Origin of the sequence: Nonomuraea sp. GTA35 (assembly GCF_041950525.1) — a bacterium.
Taxonomy (GTDB): Bacteria; Actinomycetota; Actinomycetes; order Streptosporangiales; family Streptosporangiaceae; genus Nonomuraea.
Window position 1 is genome coordinate 107,230 of the sequence record NZ_JBGNUV010000002.1, and the last position, 24,612, is coordinate 131,841.

At 73.1% G+C, this 24,612-nt stretch carries 24 protein-coding genes; 14 read left to right on the forward strand and 10 right to left on the reverse strand.

The genetic code is table 11. The annotated features are described in order from the left end of the window. Window positions 1-199 precede the first annotated feature (199 nt). The 6 genes from ACBJ32_RS07280 (at window position 200) to ACBJ32_RS07305 (ending at window position 9,316) form a co-directional block, all read left to right on the forward strand. Complete coding sequence (locus ACBJ32_RS07280) at window positions 200-1,393, forward strand: cytochrome P450 (protein ID WP_357884224.1); 1,194 nt, start codon at window positions 200-202, stop codon at window positions 1,391-1,393. 41 nt (window positions 1,394-1,434) lie between these two features. Beyond that, window positions 1,435-2,067, forward strand: coding sequence for a TetR/AcrR family transcriptional regulator (locus ACBJ32_RS07285; RefSeq protein ID WP_375126051.1), 633 nt, complete (start codon window positions 1,435-1,437; stop codon window positions 2,065-2,067). 136 nt (window positions 2,068-2,203) lie between these two features. Then, the gene (locus ACBJ32_RS07290) at window positions 2,204-5,722 is read left to right on the forward strand and encodes a S8 family serine peptidase (RefSeq protein WP_375126052.1); all 3,519 of its coding nucleotides are present in this window, start codon (window positions 2,204-2,206) and stop codon (window positions 5,720-5,722) included. Between the two features lie 111 nt (window positions 5,723-5,833). After that, window positions 5,834-6,697: a DUF4394 domain-containing protein gene (locus ACBJ32_RS07295; protein WP_375126053.1), complete on the forward strand. Its 864-nt coding sequence runs from the start codon at window positions 5,834-5,836 to the stop codon at window positions 6,695-6,697. A 118-nt stretch (window positions 6,698-6,815) separates the two neighbouring features. Next, window positions 6,816-8,393 (forward strand): CocE/NonD family hydrolase, encoded by a 1,578-nt coding sequence (locus ACBJ32_RS07300; protein ID WP_375126054.1) that lies wholly within the window; start codon window positions 6,816-6,818, stop codon window positions 8,391-8,393. Continuing rightward, window positions 8,375-9,316 (forward strand): helix-turn-helix transcriptional regulator, encoded by a 942-nt coding sequence (locus ACBJ32_RS07305; protein ID WP_375126055.1) that lies wholly within the window; start codon window positions 8,375-8,377, stop codon window positions 9,314-9,316. The genes ACBJ32_RS07300 and ACBJ32_RS07305 overlap by 19 nt, the downstream gene beginning before the upstream one ends. Here ACBJ32_RS07305 and ACBJ32_RS07310 read toward each other — a convergent pair. Beyond that, window positions 9,307-10,197 (reverse strand): SDR family oxidoreductase, encoded by an 891-nt coding sequence (locus ACBJ32_RS07310; protein ID WP_357884212.1) that lies wholly within the window; start codon window positions 10,195-10,197, stop codon window positions 9,307-9,309. The genes ACBJ32_RS07305 and ACBJ32_RS07310 overlap by 10 nt on opposite strands. 78 nt (window positions 10,198-10,275) lie before the next feature. Here ACBJ32_RS07310 and ACBJ32_RS07315 point away from each other — a divergent pair, with 78 nt between their 5' ends. The 4 genes from ACBJ32_RS07315 (at window position 10,276) to mctP (ending at window position 13,497) form a co-directional block, all read left to right on the forward strand. Next, window positions 10,276-10,824: a VOC family protein gene (locus ACBJ32_RS07315; RefSeq protein ID WP_375126056.1), complete on the forward strand. Its 549-nt coding sequence runs from the start codon at window positions 10,276-10,278 to the stop codon at window positions 10,822-10,824. Further along, window positions 10,824-11,453, forward strand: coding sequence for a carboxymuconolactone decarboxylase family protein (locus tag ACBJ32_RS07320; protein ID WP_357884208.1), 630 nt, complete (start codon window positions 10,824-10,826; stop codon window positions 11,451-11,453). The genes ACBJ32_RS07315 and ACBJ32_RS07320 overlap by 1 nt, the downstream gene beginning before the upstream one ends. Window positions 11,454-11,683: 230 nt before the next feature. Next, window positions 11,684-11,893: a DUF3311 domain-containing protein gene (locus ACBJ32_RS07325; protein ID WP_185105968.1), complete on the forward strand. Its 210-nt coding sequence runs from the start codon at window positions 11,684-11,686 to the stop codon at window positions 11,891-11,893. Next, on the forward strand, window positions 11,890-13,497 hold the full coding sequence (mctP, locus tag ACBJ32_RS07330; RefSeq protein ID WP_357884206.1) for a monocarboxylate uptake permease MctP: 1,608 nt from the start codon (window positions 11,890-11,892) through the stop codon (window positions 13,495-13,497). The genes ACBJ32_RS07325 and mctP overlap by 4 nt, the downstream gene beginning before the upstream one ends. Window positions 13,498-13,546: 49 nt before the next feature. On the opposite strand, the gene ACBJ32_RS07335 is transcribed toward mctP, so the two are convergent. Then, the gene (locus ACBJ32_RS07335; protein WP_375126057.1) at window positions 13,547-13,891 is read right to left on the reverse strand and encodes a DUF6285 domain-containing protein; all 345 of its coding nucleotides are present in this window, start codon (window positions 13,889-13,891) and stop codon (window positions 13,547-13,549) included. A 167-nt stretch (window positions 13,892-14,058) separates the two neighbouring features. Here ACBJ32_RS07335 and ACBJ32_RS07340 point away from each other — a divergent pair, with 167 nt between their 5' ends. The 3 genes from ACBJ32_RS07340 to ACBJ32_RS07350 are packed head-to-tail and all read left to right on the forward strand — an operon-like array spanning window position 14,059 to window position 17,090. Beyond that, window positions 14,059-14,841, forward strand: coding sequence for a CPBP family intramembrane glutamic endopeptidase (locus tag ACBJ32_RS07340; protein WP_357884202.1), 783 nt, complete (start codon window positions 14,059-14,061; stop codon window positions 14,839-14,841). 40 nt (window positions 14,842-14,881) lie between these two features. Beyond that, window positions 14,882-16,072, forward strand: coding sequence for an acyl-CoA dehydrogenase family protein (locus ACBJ32_RS07345; RefSeq protein WP_375126058.1), 1,191 nt, complete (start codon window positions 14,882-14,884; stop codon window positions 16,070-16,072). 34 nt (window positions 16,073-16,106) lie between these two features. After that, window positions 16,107-17,090, forward strand: coding sequence for a phosphotransferase family protein (locus ACBJ32_RS07350; RefSeq protein ID WP_375126059.1), 984 nt, complete (start codon window positions 16,107-16,109; stop codon window positions 17,088-17,090). Between the two features lie 36 nt (window positions 17,091-17,126). Here the strand turns inward: ACBJ32_RS07350 and ACBJ32_RS07355 are convergent, their stop codons facing one another. Together ACBJ32_RS07355 and ACBJ32_RS07360 are read right to left on the reverse strand one after the other, a co-directional pair. Next, a complete protein-coding gene (locus ACBJ32_RS07355; protein WP_357884196.1) occupies window positions 17,127-17,735 on the reverse strand; it encodes a TetR/AcrR family transcriptional regulator in 609 nt (202 codons plus the stop codon). Next, a complete protein-coding gene (locus ACBJ32_RS07360; protein WP_375126060.1) occupies window positions 17,732-18,196 on the reverse strand; it encodes a hypothetical protein in 465 nt (154 codons plus the stop codon). Before ACBJ32_RS07360 ends, ACBJ32_RS07355 begins: the two co-directional genes overlap by 4 nt. Before the next feature lie 20 nt (window positions 18,197-18,216). Between ACBJ32_RS07360 and ACBJ32_RS07365 the strand changes: the two genes are divergently transcribed. Continuing rightward, entirely contained in the window at window positions 18,217-18,447 is a 231-nt protein-coding gene (locus tag ACBJ32_RS07365) for a hypothetical protein (RefSeq protein WP_375126061.1), read from the forward strand. Here the strand turns inward: ACBJ32_RS07365 and ACBJ32_RS07370 are convergent. Genes ACBJ32_RS07370 through ACBJ32_RS07395 form a run of 6 tightly spaced genes read right to left on the reverse strand, consistent with a single transcriptional unit; the run spans window position 18,438 to window position 24,312 of the window. Further along, window positions 18,438-19,820: a nucleotide pyrophosphatase/phosphodiesterase family protein gene (locus ACBJ32_RS07370; protein WP_375126062.1), complete on the reverse strand. Its 1,383-nt coding sequence runs from the start codon at window positions 19,818-19,820 to the stop codon at window positions 18,438-18,440. The genes ACBJ32_RS07365 and ACBJ32_RS07370 overlap by 10 nt on opposite strands. Further along, the gene (gene eboE, locus ACBJ32_RS07375) at window positions 19,817-20,944 is read right to left on the reverse strand and encodes a metabolite traffic protein EboE (RefSeq protein WP_375126063.1); all 1,128 of its coding nucleotides are present in this window, start codon (window positions 20,942-20,944) and stop codon (window positions 19,817-19,819) included. The genes ACBJ32_RS07370 and eboE overlap by 4 nt, the downstream gene beginning before the upstream one ends. Next, window positions 20,944-21,798 (reverse strand): TatD family hydrolase, encoded by an 855-nt coding sequence (locus ACBJ32_RS07380; RefSeq protein ID WP_375126064.1) that lies wholly within the window; start codon window positions 21,796-21,798, stop codon window positions 20,944-20,946. The genes eboE and ACBJ32_RS07380 overlap by 1 nt, the downstream gene beginning before the upstream one ends. Further along, a complete protein-coding gene (locus ACBJ32_RS07385) occupies window positions 21,798-22,400 on the reverse strand; it encodes an EboA domain-containing protein (protein WP_375126935.1) in 603 nt (200 codons plus the stop codon). The genes ACBJ32_RS07380 and ACBJ32_RS07385 overlap by 1 nt, the downstream gene beginning before the upstream one ends. Continuing rightward, window positions 22,400-23,266: a sugar phosphate isomerase/epimerase family protein gene (locus ACBJ32_RS07390; protein ID WP_375126065.1), complete on the reverse strand. Its 867-nt coding sequence runs from the start codon at window positions 23,264-23,266 to the stop codon at window positions 22,400-22,402. Before ACBJ32_RS07390 ends, ACBJ32_RS07385 begins: the two co-directional genes overlap by 1 nt. Beyond that, complete coding sequence (locus tag ACBJ32_RS07395; protein WP_375126066.1) at window positions 23,263-24,312, reverse strand: SCO3242 family prenyltransferase; 1,050 nt, start codon at window positions 24,310-24,312, stop codon at window positions 23,263-23,265. Before ACBJ32_RS07395 ends, ACBJ32_RS07390 begins: the two co-directional genes overlap by 4 nt. Window positions 24,313-24,612: the final 300 nt, after the last annotated feature.

Here is a 24,612-nt window from a genome sequence, read left to right on the forward strand (position 1 = left end):
ATCCGGGGCGGCCGTCCGTTGAAGGAATGCGAAACACGCGCCGCCTAGGAGCGGCGCCACCACTGGAGCTGAGCGTGAGTTCGCATGCCGTCCAGACTAACCGGCCGACCATGATCGCGCAACGCGACGCGCCCACCCGGTTGCGAGGGTTTCAATACAGCGCTGTACTGTATTCGTACGAGGCCGAAAGGAGCCCCCCATGACGCCGACCGAGGCGATCGTGCTGCCCACCGGGCGGCCCACGCCGTTCGATCCGCCCGCCGAGCTGGGCGAGCTGCGCGAGAGCCGGCCGATCACCCGGCTGGCCTACCCCGACGGGCACCAGGGCTGGCTGGTGACCAGCCACGCGCTGGTCCGCGAGGTGCTGGCCGACCGCCGCTTCAGCGCGCGGTCCGAGCTGCGGCACCTGCCCATGGACTCCGGCGGGCAGGCCGGCCGGCCGGCGCCGCCCGGGATGTTCATCTCGACCGACCCGCCCGTGCACACCCGCTACCGGCACCTGCTCACCGGCGAGTTCACCGTGCGCAGGATGCGGCAGCTCGCCGAGCGGATCGAGGAGATCACCCGCATCCACCTCGACGCCATGGAGCGGCAGGGTCCCCCCGCCGACCTGGTGGCGGCGTTCACGGCGCCGGTCCCCGCCGTGGTGATCTGCGAGCTGCTCGGCGTGCCGGAGCAGGACCGCGAGCGGTTCATGGCGCAGAGCACCACCCTCATGCGCGCGGACGTCCCGCACGAGGAGAAGATCGCGGCCTACCTCGCGATGCAGGCGCACATGAAGGAGCTGGTGCTCGCCAAGCGGGCCGCACCCACCGACGACATGCTCAGCGGGCTGACCACGAGCGACCTGACCGACGAGGAGCTGGCCAACATCGGCTTCATGCTGCTCGGCGCGGGCCTGGACACCACGGCCAACATGCTCGCCCTGGGCACCTTCGCCCTGCTGCGGCACCCCGGGCAGCTCGCCGTGCTGCGCTCGGAGCCGGGCAGGGCGGACCAGGTGGTGGAGGAGCTGCTGCGCTATCTCAGCGTCGTGCCCTTCCTCGTCCGCACCGCGCTGGAGGACGTGGAGCTGGGCGGCGAGCTGGTCAGTGCCGGGGAGTCGGTCACGATCTCGATCGCGGCGGGCAACCGCGACCCCGGCCGCTTCGCCGACCCCGACCGCCTGGAGCTGCTCAGGGCGAGCGGCGGGCACGTGGCGTTCGGCCACGGCGTGCACCAGTGCCTGGGCCAGCAGCTCGCGCGGGTGGAGATGCGGGCGGGCTTCACGGCGCTGTTCGAGCGGTTCCCGTCGCTGCGGCTGGCCGTCGAGCCCGGGGAGGTGCCGCTCCGTACCGACATGCTCATCTACGGCGTGCACCGCCTGCCCGTGACCTGGGACGCGGGTCAATAGACTCCTGCCTGACCGCACGACGAGATGGTGACGCGAGGGGCATGACCGAGCAGCAGGACCTGACGACCGGCGGCACGCGATCCGCGCGCCCACCGGGCCGTCCGCGCAGCCAGGAGGCCGATCAGGCCATCCTGTCGGCCGCGCTCGACCTGCTGGTCGAGCAGGGTGCGGCGCTGACCAGCATCGAGCAGGTGGCCAGGCGGGCCGGGGTGACGCGGGCGACGGTCTACCGCCGCTTCGCCGACAAGACCGCGCTGCTGGTGCGGGCGCTGGAATGGGCCAACCACGACCACGACCCCGGCTTCACCGGCTGGCCCGACCTGGAGCACATGTTCGGCGACTGGGCGGCCTACCTGGCGGTGCCGCGCCACCGCCGCCTGCTGCGCCGCCTGTACGGCAGCGTCGACGACTACCCGGAGCTGGTGAGCACGTACCGGATGGTCAACGGCGGGCGGCGGGCGGCCGTGGTGCGCGAGACGCTCTGCCGGGCGCGCGACCTCGGGCAGCTCCCCCGGGACGTGGACGTGGACGTGGTGCAGCGGATGCTGACCGGCGCGGTGCTCCACGAGATCGGCGTCCAGCCCGACCGGGAGGACGCCGAGGCGATCGCGGCACACTTCCTGGAGATCATGAAGCAGGTCGGTTACCGTCCGGCAGGAACCACCAAACCCTGATATTTCAGCTGACCAGATTACATTTCAGCCCGCAAAGTAACTTTTCACGACACCTCTTGCTTTCCGAACAAGATCTCTTCACCCTTCTCGACAGAGGCGTAAAGATCACCTCTCCCCGTGTCGTGAAGGAGAGACAGTGCCCCACACCCCCCGCTTACGCGCGGTCCTCACCGGGATCGCGACCGTCGCCGGCCTGCTGGTCCCGCAGGCCGCGGCACAGGCGGCGCCGGATCCCGGCAAGATCGACGCAACGGTCCAGGCCCGCCTGGACCAGAACGGCAAGGCCACCTTCTGGGTGCGGATGAAGGGCGAGGCCGACCTGAGCGGCGCCCGCCGCGCCCTGACCAAGGAGGCGAAGGCCGAGCTGGTCTTCGAGGCCAAGTCCGAGCAGGCGGAGTCCTCCCAGCAGGGCCTGCGCAAGCTGCTCGACTCCCACCACGCCGACTACACCCCGTTCTGGATCGTCAACGCGGTCCAGGTGACCGCCGGCGAGAAGCTGGCCGCCGAGATCGCGAACCTGCCCGAGGTCGAGCGGATCGACCCGGTCCGCACGCTCACCCTGCCCAAGCCCGTCGCGGGTCCCGCCCAGGCCAGGGTGAAGGTCGTGGACGCGGCGACCTCGGACGGCGCGGTGGAATGGAACATCGACCGCGTCGGCGCCCCGCGCGTCTGGGACGAGCTGGGCAACCGCGGCGAGGGCATCGTGGTCGCCAACATCGACTCGGGCGTCCAGTTCGACCATCCTGACCTGGCCGCGAGCTACCGGGGCAGGAACCCCGACGGCACCTACACCCACGACTACAACTGGTACGACCCGGCGGGCATCTGCCCGGCGGCGGCACCCTGCGACAACAACGACCACGGCACGCACGTCATGGGCACCATGGTCGGCGCGAACGGCATCGGCGTGGCGCCCGGCGCCAAGTGGGTCGCCGTCAAGGGCTGCGAGGTCAACACCTGCACCGACTCCTCCCTGCTGAAGGCCGGTGAGTGGGTGGTGCGGCCGACCGACCTCAACGGGCGGAACCCGCGGCCCGACCTGGCGCCGGACATCGTCAACAACTCCTGGGGCGGCGACGGGTTCGACCCGTTCTACAAGGAGGTCGTGGACTCCTGGCTCGCCGCCGGCATCTTCCCCGCCTTCTCCAACGGCAACGAGGGTCCCGCCTGCGACACCAGCGGCTCGCCCGGCCAGTACCAGAGCGCGTACAGCTCCGGCGCCTTCGACGTCAACAACGCGCTCTACGCGCGCTCCAGCAAGGGCGAGGGCGAGAACGGCGAGATCAAGCCGAACATCGCCGCCCCCGGCGTCAACGTGCGCTCCTCGATCCCCGGCGGACACGACAGCTTCACCGGCACGTCGATGGCCTCCCCGCACGTGGCGGCCACGGTGGCGCTGATCTGGTCGGGCTCGCCGGGGCTGCAGGGCGACGTGGCGGCCACCCGGCCGCTGCTGGACGGCACCGCCGTGGACGTCGGCGACACCAGTTGCGGCGGCACCGCGGCCGACAACAACATCTGGGGCGAGGGCAGGCTGGACACCTACGCCGCCGTGCTGGCCGCGCCCGACGAGGGGCTGGGCGACGTGTCCGGCACGGTGACGGCGGGCGGCGAGCCGGTGTCCGGCGTGACGGTCACGGTCGCCGGCCCGATGACCCGCACCATGGTCACCGGCGCCGACGGCCGGTACGCCATCCCGCGCCTGCTGGCCGGCGAGTACGAGCTCAGCGCGGCGAAGTTCGGCTACGCCACCGCCACCGCCGCCGTCACGATCACCGCCGAGCAGGCCGCGACCGCGGACGTGCCGATGACGCTGCTGCCCACGGGCGTGGTGTCGGGCACGGTCACCACGGCCGGCACGCCGGAGCGCGACGCGACGGTCCAGGCCGCCGGCACGCCGGTGAGCGCGGTGACCGACGCGTCGGGACGGTACTCGATGACGCTGCCGCACGGCTCGTACGAGCTGGCGGTCACGCCCGCCTCCCGCTGCTCCAGCGCCGCGACGGCGCCGGTGACGGTGGCCGGTGACGTGTCCAGGGACATCGAGCTGCCGCTGCGCGGCGACAACTTCGGCTACACGTGCGGGAGCGGCGCCCAGGAGTACGTGGCCGGCACCGAGAAGCTGGCGCTGACCGGCGACGACGAGGCGCAGCAGGTGACGCTGCCGTTCCCGGTCCCGTTCTACGGCACGGGGTACACCAAGGCGTGGATCGGCACGAACGGGTTCGTCACGTTCGCCGCCGACCGGGTCACGACCGGCAGCAACAGCCGCCTGCCGGCCCCGGGCACGCCCAACAACGCCGTCTACCCCTTCTGGGACGACCTCATCGTGGACGCCCAGGCCGGGATCCACACGGCCGTGGCGGGCACGGCGCCGCACCGCACGTTCGTGGTGGAGTGGCGCAACGTCACCTTCTACAACGAGGGCGCGCAGCGGGTGTCGTTCTCGGCGCTGCTGGGCGAGGACGGCTCGATCGGCTTCCGGTACAAGGACGTCGAGAGCGAGCGCGACCGGGGCGGCAGCGCCACGATCGGCGTCGAGAACGCGGCCGGCAACGACGCGCTGCTGTACTCCCACGAGGAGCCGGTCCTGGCGACCGGGCAGGGCCTGGCGTTCACGGCCAGCAGGCACGGCCTGGTCACCGGCAAGGTCACCGACGCCAACGACGGCGACCCGATCGGCGGGGCGACGGTGAAGGTGGGCGACGTGGCCACGTTGACGACCGCCGCGGACGGCACGTTCTACGGGCAGGTGCTGGCCGGCGACTACGAGGTCGTGGTGTCCAAGGAGCATTACGGCACGTTCACCCAGCAGGTCACGGTGGCCGCGACGGCGGTGACGCGGATCGACACGGCGCTGGTCACGGGCCGGGTGAGCGCGTCGACGGCCGAGCTGACCGTGGTGATGCCGGCCGAGTCGAGCCGGACGCGGACGGTGGAGCTGACGAACCTTGGCTCGCCGACGCCGTACACGGTGACCGGCGAGCCGTGGTTCACGGTGACGCCGGCGGCCGGCGAGCTGACCAAGGGACAGGCGGTGAGCCTGAAGGTGGCGCTGTCCAGCGCCGGGGTCGCGCCGGGCACGTTCCGCGAGGGCAAGCTGCTGATCAAGTCGGCCAGCGGCAGGCAGCCCACGATCGAGGTGAAGGTGACGGTCGTGGTGCCCAAGCACCAGGTGGCCATCGACACGGCGTCCACGAGGAACTTCGTGGACGCCGCCGGTGACACCTGGACGCCGGACAAGCGGTACGTCCAAGGCGGCTACGGCTACCTGACCAGCCAGAACCGCACGCAGAGCACGTCCAGGACGATCGCCGGCACGGCGGACCAGGCGCTGTTCAGGACGGCCAGGGAGTCGATGCTGGAGTACCGGTTCGACAACGTGCCGGCCGGGACGTACACGGTCGAGCTGAACTTCGCCGAGATCAGGAACATGCGGATGGGCCAGCGCGTGTTCGACGTCCTGGTCGAGGGGCAGCTCGCGATCCCGGCGCTCGACCTGGCGCTGGAGTCGGGCACGTACACGGCGGTGACCAGGCAGTACACGGTGAAGGTGACCGACGGGCAGCTCAACGTGCGCTTCGCGACCCGGCAGGGCGCGACGATCGTGAACGGGCTGCGCATCTCGGAGCGCCCTGACAAGGCGACCTCCTAGGACGGATGGCGGGCCCGCCTCGCGATCGTACGTGGGGCGGGCCCGCGACATCCATGGACGGCGCTCGCACGAAGAAGGGAGGCAGGCAACACCCTTCGAAGGAGAGATCTGATGCGTAAGCAACTGGCGCTCGCCGTAGCGGTGCTCGGCGCGGGCGCGGTGGTGGCGGCCTCGCCCGCGCAGGCTCACAACCGCGCCGACGGGCCGCGCGTCGCCGGCCTGACCACGGCCGGCGAGCTGGTGACGTTCGACGCCGGCAACCCGAAGAGCGTGAACCGGGTGGGCAGGATCAGCGGGCTCAAGGACGACATGAAGGTCGTCGGCATCGACTACCGGGTGCAGAACGGCAAGCTGTACGCGGTGGGCGACAGGGGCGGTGTCTACACGGTGGACAGCAGGGCCAAGGCGAGCAAGGTGTCCCAGCTCACCGTGGCGCTGGACGGCCGGTCCTTCGGCGTCGACTTCAACCCGGCCGCCAACCGGCTGCGCGTGATCAGCGACACCGGCCAGAACCTGCGGCACAACCTGGACGACCCGAACGGCGCGCCCGCCGCGGGCCAGACCGCCACCGACGGCCCGCTCACCAACCCGCCCGTGCCGCCCGCGACCGCCGGGGCGACCGCGCTCGGCGTGACCGGCGCCGGCTACACCAACAACGACCTCGACGCGGCCACCGCGACCACGCTGTTCGACGTGGACACGACGGCCGACCAGGTCTCCGCGCAGTCGCCGGCCAACGCGGGCAACCTGGCGCCGACCGGCAAGCTGGGCGTGGACGCCGCGACGGACGCGGGGTTCGACGTCCACAGTCAGCGCAAGAAGGGCGTGACGGTGTCGAACACCGGCTACGCCACGCTCAAGGTGGACGGCGCGTACCGCTTCTTCACGGTGGACGTGCTGACCGGTGCCGCCACGGTGGTTGGAACGTTCCCGGCCGGCCGCCAGGTCAGCGACATCGCGGTCCAGCTCGGCTGACGGCGCAGTGGCCCAAGCAGTGGCCCAAGCAGTGGCCCCAGCGGTGGCCCAGTGGTGGCCCAGCAGTGGCCCTGCCTGGGCTACCGCACCTCGGGCGGCTTATGTTACTGGTTGGTATATGAGACGCGTACGGCTCCAGCGTGATCTACCGGTGCCGATGCCCGACGGCGTGAGGCTGCTGGCCGACCACTACGCCCCCGCGGGCGGGGAGCGGGCCCCCGTCATCCTGGTGCGCTCCCCGTACGGCCGGCGCGGCCTGTTCGGCTGGTTCTACGGCCGCGGGTTCGCCCGGCAGGGCTTCCACGTCGTCATCCAGAGCTGCCGGGGCGGTTTCGGCTCCGGCGGCCTGCTGGACCCGCTCGGCGACGAGCACGAGGACGGCCTGGCCACCGTGGCGTGGCTGCGCGAGCAGTCCTGGTACGGTGGCTCGTTCGCGATGTTCGGCCCCTCCTATCTCGGCTACACGCAGTGGGCCGTCGCGCCCTACGCCGGATCGGAGCTCAAGGCCATGGCCCTGCAGATCACCGCCTCCCAGTTCAGGGACGCGGCGTACGTGGGCGGCGCGTTCGCGCTGGAGTCGGCGCTGAGCTGGACCACGCTCACCGACGGCATGTCGCGCCGCTTCGGCGGCGCCTCGGTGCTGACCGCGCCCCGGCTCACCCGCCGGGCGGTGCTGTCGGGCCGTCCCGTGGCGGAGCTCGACCTGGCCTCGGCGGGGCGGCCGCTGCCGTTCTACCGGGACCTCCTCACGCATCACGGCGACCCGGCCGCGCCGTACTGGGACAAGCGCGACTTCTCCGCCAAGGTGGGCGAGGTGGAAGCCGCGGTCACCATGCTGGGCGGCTGGTACGACGTGTTCCTGCCCTGGCAGCTCAAGGACTACGCGGCGCTGCGGGCGGCGGGCCGGCGGCCGTACCTGACGATCGGGCCCTGGTACCACATCGACGCCCGGCACGGCCGGCCGACGATGACCGAGGCGTCGGCCTGGTTCCGCGCGCACCTGCTCGGCGACCGCTCGCTGCTGCGCCCCGACCCGGTGCGGATCTACGTGACGGGGGCCGAGGAGTGGCGCGACCACCCCGACTGGCCGGTGCCCGGCATGCGGGAGCAGCGCTGGCACCTGCAGCACGGGTTCGGGCTCGGCGTCGAGGGGCCGCTGGAGGCGGAGCCGGACCGCTTCCGCTACCACCCGTCCCATCCGACGCCGTCGATCGGCGGCCCCGTCCTGCTGGGCGACTCCAGGCCGCGCGACCAGCGGCGGCTGGAGCAGCGCCGCGACGTGCTGGTCTACAGCTCGCCGGCGCTGGAGTCGGACGTGGAGATGGTCGGCCCGGTACGCGCGGAGCTGTTCGTGCGCTCCAGCACCCCGTCCGCGGACGTGGTCGTGCGGGTGTGCGACGTGCACCCGGACGGGCGCTCCATGAACGTGTGCGAGGGCGTGCGCCGCCTCGGCGGCGGTCAGAACGGCGTGCGCCGGGTGGACGTGGACCTGTGGCCGATGGCGCACCGGTTCCGCCGCGGCCACCGGATCAGGGTGCACGTGGCGGCGGGGGCGTACCCGGCGATCGCCCGCAACCACGGCACCGGCGACCTCCTCGGCGCGGGCGGCACGATGGCGCCCGCCGACGTCGAGGTCTTCCACTCCCCCGACCGCCCCTCCGCCGTGGTGCTGCCGCTGTGCGCGCCTCACGCTTGATGTCGCTGGTCCTGCTGCTGCAGGGCCGGGGCGGGATGACGGCGGCCGAGCTGGCCAGGGAGCTGGAGGTCTCCGAGCGCACGGTGCACCGCGACGTGCTGGCGCTGTCGGAGGCGGGCGTGCCGGTCTACGCCGACCGGGGGCGGGGCGGCGGCTACCGCCTGCTCGACGGGTACCGCACCCGGCTGACCGGGCTGGACAGGGCCGAGGCGGAGGCGCTGTTCCTGTCGGGGGTGCCGGCGGCGCTGCGCGAGATGGGGCTGCAGGACGTGGCGGCCACGGCCAGGCTGAAGGCGGCCGCCGCGCTGTCGCCCGCGCTGCGGGACGCGCCGGCGACCGCGGCGCAGCGCTTCCACCTGGACGCGCCCGGCTGGTTCGCGGGCGGCGACCCGCCGCCGGCCGCGCTGGCGGCGCTGGCCAGGGCCGTGTGGCGGGACCGGCGCGTCTCGGCCGTCTACAAGGACAACCCGCGGGTGCTGGAGCCGTACGGGCTGGTGCTCAAGGCGGGGGTCTGGTACCTGGCGGCGCGGCACCGGACCCGCTTCCTGATCTTCCGGGTGCACCGGTTCGGCGAGATCTCGGTGCTGGAGGAGCAGTTCGACCGGGATCCGGGCTTCGACCTGGCGGCCTTCTGGGCCGAGCAGGCGGCGGAGTTCACCCGCTCGCTGCTGCGGGAGGTGGTCACGCTGCGGCTCAGCGAGCGGGGGCGGCGGATGTTGCGGCACGTCGCCGACCCGGCCGCGCTGGAGGACGCGCTGGCCTCGCTCCAGCCCGACGGGACCGTGCGGCTGGCGGTGGAGTCGGTGCCGGTGGCGTTCTCGCAGGTGCTGCGGTTCGGGCCGGAGGCGGAGGTGCTGGACCCGCCGGAGCTGCGGGCGATGGTCGCCGAGGCCGCCGCCCGCATGGCCCGGCTCTACCGGTAGTCCTTCCAGGTGCTCTCGCCGTTCCGCTCGCGGACCTCGGTGATGTAGCTCCACACGCGCGGGCGGCTGCCGTCCACGTCGGTCACGCCGTACGCCTGCGCCAGCTCCTCGCTCGTGACCGATCTGCCGGACCAGCGCTGCCTGTCCGGGTCCCGGGCCAGGGCCGCCACGCCCCTGCCCAGGTAGGCGGGGGTCTCGGAGACCATCCACGTCGGGTCCGCCTCGGCCTCGCGCCAGTTGTCCTCGGTGACGCCGAAGTTGTCCAGCATGGCCTCCGAGCGCAGGAAGCCCGGCGTCACGGCCAGCCCGGTGCCCCCGTACGGGCGCAGCTCGTTCGACCAGGCGAAGCCCAGCCGGTTGACCGACATCTTGGCCAGGTCGTAGTAGACGTTCTCGCGGTAGCGGGTCTGGTTGAACTCCCAGGTGCCGTCGGTGACCTCGACCACCAGGCCGCCCTCGTGCTCGATGAGCAGCGGCAGCAGGTGGCGGGCGCTGATGAGGTGGGTCTCGACGGCCAGCCGCAGCAGCCGCAGCCCCTTGTCCTGGTCGTGCCGCCAGACCGGGGTGTTCCACGACCACAAATGGTCGCTGCCCCACACGTCGTTGACCAGCACGTCGAGCCGGCCCTGCTCGCCGCGTACGCGCTCGGCCAAGGCCGCGACCTGGTCCGGTTCCAGGAAGTCGGTACGGGCCGGGATGCCGGTGCCGCCGGCCGCGGTGACCAGCTCGGCCGTCTCCTCGATGGTCTCCGGCCGGTTCATCTCCGAGCGCCCCTCCCGGGTGCTGCGGCCGGTGCAGTAGACGGTCGCGCCGGCCGCGCCGAGCGCCACCGCGATGCCCCGTCCCGTTCCGCGGGTCGCGCCCGCCACCAATGCGATCATGCGGCCCATCGTGCCCGGGAAAGCCGACACCTCATGTCATGTTTTTCGGTGACCCCTTGTGATAAGTAGGGAATTACTATGAACGGCGAATTCGAGCTCCGCGGGGTCAACCACGTCGCGCTGGTCTGCTCGGACATGAAGCAGACCGTCGGCTTCTACTCCGGCGTGCTGGGCATGCCGCTGATCAAGACCATCGAGCTGCCGATGGGCTGGGGGCAGCACTTCTTCTTCGACTGCGGGGGCGGCAACGCGCTGGCCTTCTTCTGGTTCCCCGACGCGCCCGACGGCGTGCCCGGCGTGTCGGCGCCGAAGAACCTGCCCGACCGCGGCGAGCTGCTGTCGGCCGTCGGCTCGATGAACCACATCGCCTTCGACGTGCCGCCGGAGAAGATCGAGGAGTACCGCGACCGGCTCGTCGCCAAGGGCATCGACGTGGGCGTGCTGCTCAACCACGACGACAGCGAGTTCGGCGTGGCGCCCGAGCCGCACGACGGCGTGTTCGTCAGGTCGATCTACTTCAAGGACCCCGACGGGATCCTGGTCGAGTTCGCCGGCTGGACCCGGCGGGTGGGGCGGCCCGGCGACGTACGGCACGAGCCCAGGACCGCGGCGGACCGGACCGTGTGATGGCGCGCCTGCGCCGGGTGCCGCGCGAGGAGATGACCGACCCGGTGGTCCAGTTCTTCCACGACCGGCTGATCCTGCCCGGCGGCGGGGGCACCGCCACCGGCTCGCCGGGCGACTGGTGGGAGGTGTTCGCGCTCGACCCGAAGATCTTCCGGCACTGCGTCAAGGGCTTCGAGCTCTACCGGGGCACCGCGCTGGACCCGGTGCTGCGCGAGCTGGGGCAGGTCAGGGCCGGGTGGGCGCGGCAGAGCCAGTTCGTCTACTCCCAGCACTGCAAGCAGCTGCGGGCGCTCGGCGTGCCGGAGGAGAAGGTACGGGCGGTCGCGCACTGGGCGGTCAGCGACCTGTTCGACGAGCTGGAGCGGGCGGTGCTGGCCTACACCGACGCCCTGGTGCTGGACGGCGGGCGGGTGCACGACGAGGTGTTCGGCGTGCTCATGCGGCACCTGCCCGACGAGCAGATCCTGGAGCTGACGTACGTGACGTGCCTGTACGAGATGCACGCCACGATGGCGCGGGCGCTGCGGCTGGAGTTCGACGACCGGCCCGATCCGATCGTGGAGGTACCGGCGCCCGACGGGTACGGCGCCCGGGACATCGCCGAGGACCTGACCATTCGTCGCGAGTAATCGACCGCCTGCCGATCGGCGATGCCGTTCACCGGTGCCTCTCGTTAGGGTTTCGGCTGGTCCGCGCGGTGCGCCCGTCTCAGATACCGAGATTTCATCTCGACATTTAGGCCAAACCGTAACATGACGGACATTGGGTTTAATATCCCCGAAAAGCTAACCTCCCTCCATTGACATACACGTCAGGGCCGGGTCAACAGCCAGGTCCTGATCCGTTCATCGGAGGGACGATGACTACCGGGGAACCCGGGCAGCCACGCACCGACCGCAGCCCGTGGAACTGGCTGCTGGTCGTACCGATCGTGCTGCCGTTGCTGACGTTCCTGTTCAACGCCGACGAGCCGCGCCTGCTGGGCTTCCCGCTCTTCTACTGGCTGCAGATGGCGTTCATCGTGGTGGGCGTCGTGACCACGACCATCGTCTACAGGATGACCAAGTGAGCGGGCACACGACCGAACTGGTCGTCTTCATCGTGCTGTTCCTGATCGTCAGCGGCATGGGCTTCGTCGCCTCGCGCTGGCGGCGGCCCACCGACCTGGCCAGCCTGAACGAGTGGGGCCTGGGCGGGCGCAGCTTCGGCTCCTGGATCACCTGGTTCCTGATCGGCGGCGACCTGTACACCGCCTACACCTTCGTGGCGGTGCCCGCGCTGGTGTTCAGCTCCGGGGCGCTCGGGTTCTACGCGCTGCCGTACACCGTCGTGGTGTACCCGCTGGTGTTCCTGGTGCTGGCGCGGATGTGGTCGGTCTCGCACGTGCACGGGTTCGTCACGCCGGCCGACTTCGTCAGGGCCCGGTTCGGGTCGCCGACGCTGGCGCTGGTGATCGCGATCACCGGGCTCGTCGCGACGATGCCGTACATCGCGCTGCAGCTCGTCGGCATCGAGGCCGTGCTCAAGGCGATGGGCATCACCGGGCACCTGCCGATCATCATCGCGTTCGCGATCCTGGCCGCCTACACCTACCAGTCCGGCCTGCGCGCGCCCGCGCTGATCGCGTTCGTCAAGGACGCGCTGATCTACATCGTGATCCTGGCCGCGGTGATCTACATCCCGTCCAGGCTGGGCGGCTGGGACTCGATCTTCGACGCGGCCAAGGCCAAGTTCGACGCGAGCCCGGCGCCGGGCGACGGCCACATCCTCAACGCCAACAACCAGCTCCAGTACATCACGCTGGCGTTCGGCTCGGCGCTGGCGCTGTTCCTGTACCCGCACAGCCTCACCGGCGTGCTCGCCTCCAAGAACCGCAACGTCATCAAGCGGAACATGTCGGCGCTGCCCGCCTACAGCCTCGTGCTGGGCCTGATCGCGCTGCTCGGCTTCATGGCCATCGCGGCGGGCACCAAGCCGGTCACGGCCAACGGCAAGACCGACACGAACACGATCGTGCCGGTGCTGTTCGACCAGATGTTCCCCGACTGGTTCACCGGCGTGGCGTACGCGGCCATCGGCATCGGCGCGCTCGTCCCGGCGGCGATCATGTCGATCGCGGCGGCGAACCTGTTCACCCGCAACATCTACCGCGAGTACCTCAACAAGAACGCCACCGACGCCCAGGAGGCCAACGTCTCCAAGCTGGTGTCGCTGGTGGTCAAGGTGGGCGCGGTGCTGTGCATCCTGCTGCTCGACCCGCAGTTCTCGATCGACCTGCAGCTCATCGGCGGCGTGATCATCCTGCAGACGCTGCCGTCGGTGGGGCTGGGCCTCTACACGCGCTGGTTCCACAAGGGCGGCCTGATCGCGGGCTGGGCGGCCGGCCTCTCGGCGGGCATGTGGATGCTGTACCTCATCCCGAACCCGGCCAACGGCAAGGCGCACTTCGGCGGCTCGGCGTTCCCGCTGTCGAACTTCGGCTTCGACACCAAGATGACGATCTACGCCGGGTTCCTGGCGCTGGCCGTCAACCTGGTGGTGGCCGTCCTGGGCACGGTGATCTTCAAGGCCGTGAAGGTGGCCGACGGCGAGGACGCCACCGCGCGGGACGACTACTTCGTCGACGAGGGCGACCCGAAGGTCAAGGACCTGGACCTCACCGGATCGCACTGACCCTGTCCTGCCCCGCGGCCCGTCCCCTTCCCGGGGGCGGGCCGCGCGGTCATTCCTGGGCGAGATAGCCGGGGTTGGCCACCTCCAGCTTCGCGCGTACCGCCTGCTCCAGGGCCGCCACGAGGGTGTCGTCGTCGGCCAGCCGGCCCTCGCGGACGGCGGCGGCCAGCTCGGCGTCGTCCGCCACGCCGAGCGCGGCCAGGCTCGCCGCGTGCCGCTCGGCCTGGGCGGGGCCGAGCTGGATCTCCCGCTCGACCATGCCGAGCACGTTGATGGCCACGCGGGTGTGGTAGCGGACCCGGCCCTCGACGGCCGGGAGCACGTCGGTCTCGAGGAAGTCGCGGACGGCGGCCACCAGCTCGGCCGCGGCGGGGACGTCGTGCGGAGCGTTCACAGCTCCTCCTTAGCAGAGCGGGAGCCCGCTCCCAAGGGGGCGAGCGCCTCGCCCCCCGGCGTCACAGCGGCCGGCGTGCCCGCCCGCCCTGGCCTCGACTACGACCGGCTATCGCGGCATATGTCGCCTTTATCGGCATCCGATCATGTACCGGCTAGTCTGCGCACATGCACACTCAGTCCCCCCTCGAACCGGCTCACGTGCTCGAACCCCGGCTCATCAAGGCCGAGATCTTCGTCGTGATGTCGGTCTCGCTCGGCGCCAGCGCCCTGGTGGCGCTCGTGCGGCTGATCGGGTCGCTGACGGCGCCGCGCGAGCTCAAGGGCCAGCAGGCGGTGCTCGTCGGGTCCATGGCGCCCGGCCGGCCCTGGCTGGACCTGGCGTTGCAGCTCGTGCAGATCGCGATCGCGGTGGCGCCGGTGGGGCTGGTGGCGTACCTGATGGTGCGCTCGGGCGAGTCGCTGCGGACGATCGGCGCGGACTTCCGCCGCCCGGGCGGTGACCTGGCGCGCGGCGCGCTGCTCGCCGCCGCGATCGGCGGCTCCGGACTGGCGTTCTACCTGGCGGTGTGGGCGGCGGGCGTGAACCTGACCGTGGTGCCGGGAGCGCTGCCCGGGGAGTGGTGGCAGGTGCCGGTGCTGCTGCTGGCCGCCGCGCAGAACGGGGTGCTGGAGGAGGTCATCGTCGCCGGGTACCTGCTGCACCGGCTGGGGCAGGCCGGGTGGACGCCGTGGAAGGCGGTGGTGGTGTCGTCGCTGCTGCGCGGGTCGTACCACCTGTATCAGGGCTTCGGCGGGTTCGTCGGGAACGTGGTGATGGGGCTGGTGTTCGGGCGGGCGTACCAGAAGTGGGGGCGCTCCATGCCGCTGATCATGGCGCACACGCTCATCGACGCCGTCGCCTTCGTCGGGTACGCCTTCCTGCGCGACAGGGTGAGCTGGCTGCCCTGAGCCGTTGACCGGTGCCCGGGTTTCGGGTTGGGTGCCAATCATGAGCTTCGCGGTCCCTGACAGCGTCCGGCCGGTGCGCGATGCCGTGCACGCGTTCATGATCGAGCGGGTCGAGCCCGCCGAGCCCGTGCTGCACGCGGGCGGGCCCGCGGCCGCGGCGGCCCTGGACGAGCTGCGCGCGCAGGCCAGGAAGGAGGGCCTGTGGGCCCTCGGCCATCCGCGCGAGCTGGGCGGCGGCGGCCTGCCGTTCCTCGACTACGTCTACGTCAACGAGGTGCAGGGGCGCAGCGAGTACGGGCAGCTCGCGCTGGGCACGTACACGCTCCAGGACTCGCTGATGCTGCACGAGCACGCCTCGCCCGAGCAGCGCGAGCGGTTCCTGGAGCCGCTGGTGCGCGGCGACATCTCGCCCAGCTTCGCGATGACCGAGCCGGGCGTCTCCAGCAGCGACCCCACGCAGATCAGCACGCGCGCCGTGCTCGACGGCGGCGAATGGGTGATCAACGGGCACAAGTGGTTCACGACCGGGGCGTCGCGGGCGGCGTACACGACCGTGATGTGCAGGACCGAGCAGGACGCCCCGCCGCATCGCGCCTTCTCCATGATCGTGGTGCCGACCGACACGCCGGGGTACACGATCGTCCGGGAGACGCCGGTGCTGGGCCTGGACGGGGCGCACTGCGAGGTGCGCTACGACGACGTCCGCGTCCCGGCGTCGAGCCTGCTCGGGGAGCGCGGGCAGGGCTTCGTCATCGCGCAGCGGCGGCTCGGCCCCGGGCGCATCTTCCACTGCATGCGCTGGCTGGGGCAGGCGCAGCGGGCCTTCGACCTGATGTGCCTGCGGCTGCACGAGCGCACGGCGTTCGGGCAGCCGCTGGCGGCCAAGCAGCTCATGCGGCAGCACGTGTTCGACTCCTACACCGAGATCCAGTCCGCGCGGCTGCTCACGCTGCACGCCGCCGAGGCGATCGACCGGGGCTCGCAGGCCCGGGTGGAGATCGGGGCGATCAAGGTGGTCGGCGCGCGCATGCTGCACAACGTGATCGACCGGGCCATCCAGGTGTACGGCGCCGCGGGGCTGACGCCCGACACGCCGCTGGAGCGCATGTACCGGCACGCGCGGGCCGGGCGCATCTACGACGGCCCCGACGAGGTGCACATCGACTCCGTGGGGCGGCGGATCCTGGGCGAGTACGCGGCGGGCGGCTCCTGGGAGTTCGGCCTGCGATGACCGCCCGGCACGCGACCATCCGCGAGGCGGCCCGATGAGCGATCGGCATGCGATCGTCCGCGAGGCGTTCGGGGAGCAGGCGACGATCGAGGCCGGCGCCCGGCTGCCCGGCGGGGCCTCGCGGGAGACGTGGGCGCTCGACGTGGCCACGCCCGGCGGCGGCAGGCACGAGCTGATCCTGCGGCTCGACTCCCCGGGCGCCGCGCCGGAGGCCGGTGCGGGCCTGGCCGCGGAGGCGAGGCTGATGCGGGCCGCGGCCGGGGCCGGGGTGCCGGTGCCGCGGATCATCGCCTGCGGGGAGTCGTACATCCTCATGACCCGCGTCCCCGGCGAGACGATCCCGCGCAAGATCCTGCGTGACGACGCCTACGCGGCCGCCAGGCCGCGGCTGGCGCGGCAGTGCGGTCAGGCGCTGGCCGCCATCCACCGCATGCCGCTGTCGGCCCTGCCGCCGGAGGAACGGCGGGCCGGGCCGCAGGACCCGCTGCTGCGCTGGCGGGAGGTGCTCGACCAGCTCGGCGAGCCGCACCCGGTGTTCGAGCTGGCGCTGCGGCGGCTGGCGGCCACGCGCCCGCGCGGCCGGCGGCACACGGTCGTGCACGGCGACTTCCGCAACGGCAACCTCATCGTCGGGCCGGAGGGCATCAGGGCGGTGCTCGACTGGGAGCTCGCGCACGCCGGCGACCCCCTGGAGGATCTCGGGTGGCTGTGCGTGAAGGCGTGGCGGTTCGGCTCGCCGCTGCCGGTGGGCGGGTTCGGCGGCTACAGCGACCTCGTGCACGCCTACGAGGAGGCCGGCGGGCAGGCCGTCGATCGTGACGCGCTGCGCTGGTGGGAGACGTTCGGCGTGCTCAAGTGGGGCGTCATCTGCGTCATGCAGACCATGCGGCACCTGCGCGGCGGCGCCCGCTCCGTGGAGCTGGCCGCGATCGGGCGGCGGGTGTGCGAGAACGAGTGGGACCTGCTGCGGCTGCTGCGCGAGCGGCCGGAGAACCCGCGCCCCGTCACCCGCTGGTGAACGCGCGCTGGTGAACGCGCGCTGTCCGGGTCGGGCTCAGCCGTGCCCGGCGGCGTGGGCGGCTCTCGCGTCCAGGGGAGCGAGCGCGCCGGCGATCACGTCCACCAGGCCCTCCACCACCTGGTCGCGGTCCACCTCCGGGTGGTCGAGCCACCAGTCGCCGGTCGTCTGCACCATGCCGACGAAGGCGTGGCCGAGGACCTGGGCGCGCGTCGGGTCGGGCACCACCCGCTCGGCGGCCAGCACCCCGCCGAGCTCCTCCCCCAGGCTGCGCACCAGCGAGGTCATGTGGGAGCGGACCCTGCTGTCCTCGGCACCTGCCCGGTGGAACAGGAACCGGTAGAGGTTGCGGTTGGCGGAGATCACGTCGAGGTAGACGCCGATGGCCGCCCTGGCCCTGCCGCGCAGGTCGGCCCCCGTCGCGGCGAACCCGGGGCGGAGCTGGGCGATGACGGTGCGCACGTGGCGGTCGGCCAGGGCCTGGTAGAGGCCGTGCTTGTCGCCGAAGTGGCGGTAGAGGATGGGCTTGGTGATGCCCGCCTCGGCGGCGATGGCCGCCATCGACACGCCGGGGCCCTCGTTCGTGATGACCCGGTCGGCCGCGTCGAGCAGCGCCCTGCGCCGATCCGGATCCCGCCCGCTCACACGTCCAGGATAGATCGCCGGCGAGCCCGGGACAGCGCCGAGAGCACGAGGAGGCCGCCGATGAGCGCGTACAGGCCGCTGATGCCGGCCAGGGTGCCGGGCGGCTCGGCGAGTTCGGCCCACGGCGCGCCGCCCGGCGGGGACCACGGCAGGCCGCCGGTACGCGCCCAGGGCAGGGTGGCCGCCAGGCCCATCGCGGCGTCCAGGTCGAGGGCGAACAGGACGCCGGCCGCCATCAGCGGCACCCCGCAGCCCAGCGCGGCGGCAGGCCGGGCGGTGAGGAGCGTGACGATGACGGCCACGGCCGCCAGGAAGGCCAGGCCGGTGGGGGCCGGGGTGAAGGCGGTGTGGCCGGCGCGCAGGCAGCGGGCGGCGGCTTCGGTGAGGTAGTAGACGGGGGCGAGGGCGGCCAGGCCCGCCGCGGCTGCCAGGAGGGAGCGGGGGCGGCGGTCGCGCTTCACATCGGCACACCTTACGCCGGATGCGGGCAGGTCCGGGCCGATATCCGATCTTCCACGGGCGCGGCTCCCCGGGGAAGCCGGGTGAGTCCTGGCCGTACCCGGACAAGTGGTTCGGCGAGCCCGGCCACCCGCCCCGACGGGCGGGAGCGGCGCCGGGCGCGGCGGCCCAGCGAGGGCCCGGCGAGGGCCCGGCGACGGCCCGGCGACGGCCCGGCGACGGCAGCGAGGTCGCCTGTCACCTCTACGACTGAGCCAGGCGCAGCAGCAGGTCCTTCACCTCCGTGGCCGCGTAGTGCGGCGGGGCAGGCTTACCCGCCGGGTCCGGGCCCGAGCAGAGCAGGACGGGCGCGTCGGCGGGGTCGGCGGGCAGCAGGCCGTGGGAGCCGCGCACGGCGCGGGCGCCCGCGTCGAGGCCGACGACGCTCATCACGTAGCGCAGGCCCGCCTTCTTGCGCAGCAGCGCCAGCCCGGCCCGCCGCTTGGCCGCGCCCGGGGCGGCCGGGTCGAAGAAGAGCTCGGCCGGGTCGTAGCCGGGCTTGCGGTGGATCTCGACGACGCGGGCGAAGTCGGGGGCGCGCGCGTCGTCGAGCCAGTAGTAGTAGGTGAACCAGGAGTCCGGCTCGGCGAGCAGGACCAGCTCGCCCGAGCGCGGGTGGTCCAGGCCGTGCGCGGCCTTGCCGTCCTGGTCGAGCACGGTGGCGACGCCCTCGATGGAGGCGCACAGCTTGGCCACGGCCGGCACGTCGGCGGGGTCGCGGACGTAGACGTGCGCGATCTGGTGGTCGGCGACGGCGAACGCGCGTGACGTCCACGGGTCCAGGTACTCCATGCCGTCCTGGGTGTGCACGCGCAGCAGCCCCTCGGCGCGCAGGGCGCGGTTGACGTCCACCGGCCGGGAGACGTCGGTGATGCCGTACTCCGACAGCACCACCGTGGTCCGGCCCGCCGCCGCGTCCAGCAGCGGGGCCAGCACGGTGTCGAGCTCGGCCGCCGCGGCGGCGGCGCGCGGGTCGGAGGGTCCGTGGCGCTGCAGGTCGTAGTCGAGGTGCGGCACGTAGACGAGCGTCAGGTCGGGGTCGTGGACGGCCATGACGTGCTCGGCGGCCCGGCAGATCCAGGCCGACGACGCGATGCCCGCGCCCGGCCCCCAGTAGCTGAACAGCGGGAACGTGCCGAGCTTCGCGGTCAGCTCGTCGTGCAGCCCAGGCGGGTCGGTGTAGCAGTCGGGGTCCTTGCGGCCGTCGGCGCGGTAGATCGGGCGGGGCGTGACGGTCCAGTCGACGTCGGCGCCCATGGCGTACCACCAGCACACGTTGGCCACCGTGTAGCCGGGCCGGTCGCGGCGCGCGGCCTGCCACAGCTTCTCGCCGCCGACCAGCGCGTGGTGCTGCCGCCAGAGCAGCACCTCGCCGAGGTCGCGGAAGTACCAGCCGTTGCCCACGATCCCGTGCCCGGACGGCGGCAGGCCCGTCAGGAACGTGGACTGCGCCGAGCAGGTGACCGCCGGCAGCACGGTGCCGAGCCCGGCCTGGAAACCGTCCGCGGCCAGCGCGCGCAGCCGCGGCATGTGGGCCAGCAGTCTCGGGGTCAGCCCCACCACGTCAAGGACCAGCAGCTTGGTCATGCCGTCACTCCGAGGTCGCGCAGTTGCGTGCGGGCGAAGTCCAGCTCGTCGGCGATGCCCTCGGCGAGCTGTCGCGGGGTCTGCGGGCGCAGCGCGGGCGGCAGCACGCCCCAGGTGTAGGTCTCCACGTCGTAGTGGTCGCACAGCGGCTCGGGCCCGCCGGCCAGCTCCTTGAGCGCCTCGCGCAGCACCGGCGTGGTGGTGGCCAGGGGCGGGGCGGGGTCGGCGTGCAGCGGCACGTGGTAGTGGACCCGCCACGGCCCCGGCAGGTCGCGGGCGAACGCCTCGTCCAGGTCGTCGGCCGCGCCGCCGTGCGGGTTGCGGGTCTGGTGCAGGAAGCGCGGCTCGGCGTACTCGCGCAGCGCCCGCGGGTCGGCGCTCTCCACAGCCGCGGAGACCTGGACCTTGACGATCGGCAGGCCGCCGGCCCGCAGGGCCTTCAGCGCGGCGGCCGGCTCCTCCCACGCGCAGGCCAGGTGGGCCAGGTCCAGGCAGATGCCGAGCCGCCCGGTGTCGGCGCGGGCCAGGTGGGCGATCGCCTGCCCGGTCGTCTCCACGACGCAGCCCGGCTCGGGTTCGAACGCCACCCGCACCACCCTCCCGGTCGCCGACTCGACGGCGGCCAGCCCGGCGGCGAGCTGGTCGAGGCGGCGGGCCGCCTGGTCCGCCATGGTGGCGTTCCAGGGCTCGCGCCAGGCGAGCGGCAGGGTCGAGACCGACCCCCTGGCGGCGTCGTCGGGGAGCAGGTCTGCCAGGATGCGGGCCAGGTGGACCGTGTACGACAGCCGCTCCCCGCTGGTCCAGTCGGGGTGGTAGACGGCGTGCTTGACGACCGGGTCGTGGAAGGACCGGTACGGGAACCCGTTCAGCGTCACGACCTCCAGGCCCCGCGCGGTCAGCTCCCGGCGCAGCCTGGCGCGCGGGCCGGGGTCGGCGGCCAGGACCTCGGCCACGGGCGCGGCCAGCCACAGCCCCAGCCCCAGGACGTCGCCGCCGAGCCGCTCCCTGATCGGGACCGCGTAGGTGTCGAACTGGGCGATGATGCCGTCGAGGTCCTCGGCCGGGTGCACGTTCGTGCAGTAGCCGAGGTGCAGCGTCGTGCCCGAGCGGTGCCGCAGCCGCATCACTCGCCGCCGCGCTTGATGGAGCTGCCGGCGAACGTGGGCTCGGCCGCCCCGGTGACGCCGGTCAGGTCGAGGCGGCCCGACTGGGCGTAGAACTCCACGGGGTTGCGCCACATGACCCGGTCCACGTCGTCCTCGCCGAACCCGGCGGCCAGCATCGCCTCGGCGGTCGCCAGGGTGAGCAGCGGGTCGGAGACGCCCCAGTCGGCGGCCGAGTTGACCAGCACGCGCTCCGTGCCGTACTTGCGCAGCAGCTCGACCATGCGCGGCGGCGACATCTTGGTCTCGGGATAGATGGAGAAGCCCATCCAGCAGCCGGAGCCGTGCACGAGGTCGATGGTGACCTCGTTGAGGTGGTCGACGGCGACGCGGCCCGGCTCGATGCCGGAGGCCTTGACGAGGTCGAGCGTGCGGCGGGTGCCGGCGGCCTTGTCGCGGTGCGGGGTGTGCACCAGCGCGGGCAGCTCGTGCTCGACGGCCAGGGCGAGCTGGCGCTCGAAGGCGTCGTCCTCCTCCGGGGTCATGGAGTCGTAGCCGATCTCGCCGACCGCCACCACGCGGTCCTTGTCCAGGTAGCGGGGCAGCAGGTCGAGGACGGGGCGGCAGCGCGGGTCGTTGGCCTCCTTGGGGTTGAGCGCGATCGTGGCGTGGTGGACCACGCCGAACTGGGCGGCCCGGTACGGCTCCCAGCCGAGGAGCGAGTCGAAGTAGTCGGCGAACGAGCCGGGGCCGGTGCGCGGCTGGCCCAGCCAGAAGGACGGCTCCACGACGGCCACGATCCCGGCGGCGGCCATGCGCGCGTAGTCGTCGGTGGTGCGCGAGGTCATGTGGATGTGCGGGTCGAAGATGCGCATCAGGTCTCCTCGATGGTGAGGTCACTGGTGAGACGGCTGAGCAGGGCGGCGGCGTCGCCGGGCATGGGGCGGCCGGCCGCCTCCCGCTCCTCGGCGAACGCGGCCAGCATCGCGGCCAGCTCGGCGTCGGCCCGCTCGTCCAGCCGGTCCACCTCGGCCAGCGGGACCCCCATGAACACGCACTTGAGCACCGCCTGCCGCCAGGTGGCCTGGTCGAGATGGGCGGCGTACGGGCCGAGGGCGGCGGCCAGCAGGCGGGCGTCGTTCGTGCGGATGGCGTCGCGCAGGAGGGGCACCGCGTCCGTGCCGATGGGGAGCAGGGGGAGGGCCTTGAGGACGGCGCGTTTCTCGTCGGCGTCGCCGTGGTGGTAGAGGTCGTGGGCCTCCGCGGCGACGCGGCCGGGCGGCAGGGCCGCCAGCAGCAGGGCTCTGGCGGCCTCGTCGGCGGTCCAGCCGGGCACGCCCGGCAGCGGGGCCCGGCCGGTGCGCCTTCCCGCGGCGGCGAACGAGCGGGTGAGCGTGCCGGGGCTGGCCAGCGCCTCGTCCAGCCAGGCGCCGTTCGGGGTGTCGCGGAGTGCGGCGTGCAGCCGCTCGGGTGGCATCACGTTCTGCCTCCTTCGGATTCCTGCCCGTCCTGGCGGGCGGATGCTCGCTCGGCGTCGCGGAGGAAGGCGAGGGAGCGGGCGGCGACGTCCGGGGCGGCGTGCGAGTGGCGCGGCAGCTCGACGGCGACCAGGCCGCGGTAGCCGGTGCCGGCGAGCGCGCGCAGCACCGGCGGGAAGTCGATCTCCCCCTCGCCGAACTCCAGGTGCTCGTGCGTGCCCCGGCGCATGTCGTCGATCTGGACGTTGACCAGGTACGGGCCCACCGCCGTCACGCAGTCGGGCACGGGGTCGGGCTCGTTGCAGCGGCAGTGGCCGATGTCCAGGGTGAGGCCGAAGCCGTCCGGCCCGCCGAGCTGCCGGCGCAGCGCGTGCCAGCCGGCGATCGTGTCGACGAGCATCCCCGGCTCCGGCTCGAACCCCAGCGGCACCCCGCGGGCCTCCTCCAGCACCCGCGCGCACCCGTCCACCAGCCGGTCCCAGGCCAGGTCCGGCGGCACGTGCGCCGGCCGGACCCCCGACCAGAACGACACCGCCTCCGCGCCCAGGTCGGCGCCGATGGCCACGGCCGTGCGCAGGAAGCCGACGCGCTGGTCGCGGTCGTCGTCCAGCAGCGTGGGGGCGTGCTTGCGGCGGGGGTCGAGCAGGTAGCGGGCGCCGGTCTCGACGACCACCCCGAGGCCGAGTGTCCGCAGGCGGTCGGCGACCTCGGCCACGCGCCGCGCGAGCCCGCCGGCGTAGGGGTCGAGGTGGTGGTGGTCGAGGGTGAGCGCCACGCCGGTGTAGCCGAGGCCGGCGATGACGTCGAGGGCGTCGGGGAGGCGGTGGTTGGCGAAGCCGTTGGTGCCGTAACCGAATCTGATCATGTCGGGGACAACTTCCTGGCCAGCCGGCGGGCCAGCGGGACCATCGCGGCGAGCGCCAGCCCGAGGCGGGGCGCTCCTGCCCGCGCGACCAGGGCGCCCTGGAGGGCGGGCAGGCTGACGATGCCGGCCGTGACGGCGTCCCGCACCCGCTGCGGCGACGGGTCCGCGACGGCTCGGGCTTGGGTGGTGCCGAACTGGGAGGCGTACCAGCTCGCGAGGACGGCCCGCGCGGCGGCGGCCTCGAGGTCGCGTTCGGTGCGCCGGAAGCCGGTGGCGGCCTCGGGGTCGCGTTCGGTGCGCCGGAAGGCGGCGACCTCGGGATCGTGCTCGGTGCGCCGGAAGGCGGTGGTGGCGGCCAGGGCGACGGTGCCCGCCAGGGTGGCGGCGGGGCGGTGGCGGGTGGTGCCGGAGGTCTCGCCCAGCGACAGGCCGGTGAGGAGGTAGGTGTGGGCGGCGACGGTGAGGGCGGCGGGCAGCGCGGCGGCCACGGAGCTGCCGCAGGCCGGGCGGGTGGGCGCAGGACCGCCGCCGCCCGCGAGGTCCCGGGGCCGCGTGCTTCCGCGGGCCCGGTGCCCGGGAGGTGTGCGCCCCTGGGGCGAGAGCCCTGGGGCCGCGCCCAGCAGCACGTCGAGGCCGCGGCACACCGCCATCACCAGGGGGCCGGCGCGCGTGTTCTTGGCGGCCAGATCGTACGCCCAGATCGCGCCCGCCAGCGGCACCGCGACCGCCAGGGCCCTGCGGCCGCCGGTGAGGCCGGCGATGGTGAGGCCCGCGGCGGTGAGCCCGGCGGCCACGCCGAGGGCCGTACCCGGGCGTACCCGGCCGGAGGGGATCGGGCGTTCGGGGCGTTCGGCGGCGTCGAGGTGGCGGTCGGCCCAGTCGTTGGCGGCCATCCCGGCCCAGTACAGGCAGACGGAGGAGCAGGCCAGGCCGAGCGTCCGCGGGCCGAGCGCGTGCCCGGCGGCGGCGCCCGCGGCCACGTCGCCGGGGACGGACAGGGCGGCCGGCGCCCGGACGAGCTCGGCCAGGTCCCGCAGCGCGGTCATCGACGTGCCTCTCTCACCCCGGGTCGGCCAGCGGCACTATACCGCGCACCGATCTCGGCGTCCCTCGCCCGCAGCCGTGTCGCACCCGCGCCGTCCCAGGTGACAGGCCATCTCACGCTCCTCGGGCGCGGCACGGCCGGAGGGCGTAAGTCGTTCCGCCCGATCGCGACCCACGGGCGCGACGTGGCCGGAGGGCGTAAGGCGTGCCGCCCGATCGCAACCCACGGGCGCGACGTGGCCGGAGGCTGTGAGGCGTGCGGCCCCGTCACGTCACTCGGGCGCGACGTGGCCCGTGGGCGT

Bases quoted from the DNA above. Each gene is read 5' to 3' on its own strand.
- ACBJ32_RS07345 (WP_375126058.1), top strand. From the start codon at position 14,882: ATGAGCTTCGCGGTCCCTGACAGCGTCCGGCCGGTGCGCGATGCCGTG.
- ACBJ32_RS07340 (WP_357884202.1), top strand. From the start codon at position 14,059: ATGCACACTCAGTCCCCCCTCGAACCGGCTCACGTGCTCGAACCCCGG.
- ACBJ32_RS07310 (WP_357884212.1), bottom strand. From the start codon at position 10,197: ATGATCGCATTGGTGGCGGGCGCGACCCGCGGAACGGGACGGGGCATC.
- ACBJ32_RS07350 (WP_375126059.1), top strand. From the start codon at position 16,107: ATGAGCGATCGGCATGCGATCGTCCGCGAGGCGTTCGGGGAGCAGGCG.
- ACBJ32_RS07285 (WP_375126051.1), top strand. From the start codon at position 1,435: ATGACCGAGCAGCAGGACCTGACGACCGGCGGCACGCGATCCGCGCGC.
- ACBJ32_RS07365 (WP_375126061.1), top strand. From the start codon at position 18,217: ATGCGGGCAGGTCCGGGCCGATATCCGATCTTCCACGGGCGCGGCTCC.
- eboE (WP_375126063.1), bottom strand. From the start codon at position 20,944: ATGCGGCTGCGGCACCGCTCGGGCACGACGCTGCACCTCGGCTACTGC.
- ACBJ32_RS07380 (WP_375126064.1), bottom strand. From the start codon at position 21,798: ATGCGCATCTTCGACCCGCACATCCACATGACCTCGCGCACCACCGAC.
- ACBJ32_RS07295 (WP_375126053.1), top strand. From the start codon at position 5,834: ATGCGTAAGCAACTGGCGCTCGCCGTAGCGGTGCTCGGCGCGGGCGCG.
- ACBJ32_RS07300 (WP_375126054.1), top strand. From the start codon at position 6,816: ATGAGACGCGTACGGCTCCAGCGTGATCTACCGGTGCCGATGCCCGAC.
- ACBJ32_RS07390 (WP_375126065.1), bottom strand. From the start codon at position 23,266: ATGATCAGATTCGGTTACGGCACCAACGGCTTCGCCAACCACCGCCTC.
- ACBJ32_RS07385 (WP_375126935.1), bottom strand. From the start codon at position 22,400: ATGCCACCCGAGCGGCTGCACGCCGCACTCCGCGACACCCCGAACGGC.
- ACBJ32_RS07370 (WP_375126062.1), bottom strand. From the start codon at position 19,820: ATGACCAAGCTGCTGGTCCTTGACGTGGTGGGGCTGACCCCGAGACTG.
- ACBJ32_RS07280 (WP_357884224.1), top strand. From the start codon at position 200: ATGACGCCGACCGAGGCGATCGTGCTGCCCACCGGGCGGCCCACGCCG.
- ACBJ32_RS07320 (WP_357884208.1), top strand. From the start codon at position 10,824: ATGGCGCGCCTGCGCCGGGTGCCGCGCGAGGAGATGACCGACCCGGTG.
- ACBJ32_RS07395 (WP_375126066.1), bottom strand. From the start codon at position 24,312: ATGACCGCGCTGCGGGACCTGGCCGAGCTCGTCCGGGCGCCGGCCGCC.
- ACBJ32_RS07315 (WP_375126056.1), top strand. From the start codon at position 10,276: ATGAACGGCGAATTCGAGCTCCGCGGGGTCAACCACGTCGCGCTGGTC.
- ACBJ32_RS07325 (WP_185105968.1), top strand. From the start codon at position 11,684: ATGACTACCGGGGAACCCGGGCAGCCACGCACCGACCGCAGCCCGTGG.